The organism is Syntrophomonas sp. UBA5494 (assembly GCF_002426325.1).
In genome coordinates, this window is sequence record NZ_DIPG01000137.1 from 11937 (window position 1) to 13278 (window position 1342).

The following is a 1342-nucleotide window of genomic DNA, read 5'->3' on the forward strand; positions in this document are numbered from 1 at the left end:
TTTTCCTATGATTAAGCAGTAACTTTGCGCATGTCATCCTGAGGCAAAGGCTTCACCTCAAAAACATGTTAACGACATAGCGCTGCTCCGTTTCCAGCACTGCCTCAAGAATTTCAGGATCATTCGGCTCTGCTGAAAACCGGGGATATTAGCGTAAAGGCAGGGCAGGGGGGATCACCAGGAAACCGGACACCAGTGCGATAAGGCCGGGATATACCGGCAGCTGGCAGCAGTTGAAATATATGGGAAGAAGTCTGGGTTGACCGCGGTAGGCGGTAGTGATACTATTGTAATAAAATAATATATTTTAGCTTTTCTTCGGGGATGGGTGCAATTCCCTTCCGGCGGTATAGCCCGCGAGCCAATCAGGCATGATCCGGTGAGATTCCGGAGCCGACAGTAAAAGACTGGATGGGAGAAGGAAGGCCATGATGGCGTGCGTATAATTTTAGTATTTGCGACTATTCATGGTCATGTAATAAACCCCGTGAGAAACGGGGTTTTATTTTTTTAAGGAGCCATTGTTATGTATAAGAATGATGAAAATTATATGCGGCGAGCTATAGAATTAGCCTTGCTGGCCCGGGGCAGGACCAGCCCTAATCCAATAGTGGGAGCTGTAATTGTCAAGGATGGAAAGATAATAGGGAAAGGCTATCACCATCAGGCAGGTACTCCGCATGCGGAAATAAATGCCCTCACAGATGCCGGGCAAGAGGCACGGGGGGCCACCATGTATGTAACTCTGGAGCCCTGCAGCCATTATGGGAAAACTCCCCCCTGTGCCCATGCACTGGTGGAAGCAGGACTTAAACGGGTGGTAGCGGCTGTTCTGGATCCTAATCCTCTGGTAGGGGGACGCGGTATGGCGATTCTGGAAAAGGCCGGTATCGAGACAACGGTAGGAGTATGCGAAGAAGAGGCGGCCCGGATAAATGAATTCTTTTTCAAATATATTACCACCGGCCGGCCTTTCGTGACATTGAAAATGGCTATGACTCTGGATGGAAAAATAGCTACCGGAACCGGGGATTCGAAATGGATTTCCAATGAAAAGTCGAGGACTTTTGTTCATGAATTGAGGAATATTTACGATGCGGTGATGGTTGGTATCGGGACCGTGTTACAGGATAATCCCAGATTGAATACCCGTTTGGAAAGGAAAGACTGCAGAAATCCAATAAGGGTAATAATAGATGGCAGACTTGATTTACCGCCCGAAAGTTATATTGTTCAATCGGCGGCCAGTCAGCCTACCCTAGTATTTTGTGCTGAAGCTGCTCCCCATCATAAAGTACATTTGCTGGAGGAGAGCGGTATTAAGGTTATAAAAGTGGAAGGT

General features: G+C 47.7%; 1 protein-coding gene and 1 riboswitch. The gene reads left to right on the top strand.

The genetic code is table 11. The features are described 5' to 3' along the window. Positions 1-310 precede the first annotated feature (310 nt). A riboswitch (FMN riboswitch) is annotated at positions 311-427 on the top strand. A 99-nt stretch (positions 428-526) separates the two neighbouring features. Then, a partial coding sequence (gene ribD, locus B3W37_RS15485; protein WP_483176339.1) for a bifunctional diaminohydroxyphosphoribosylaminopyrimidine deaminase/5-amino-6-(5-phosphoribosylamino)uracil reductase RibD occupies positions 527-1342 on the top strand: 816 nt, incomplete at its 3' end.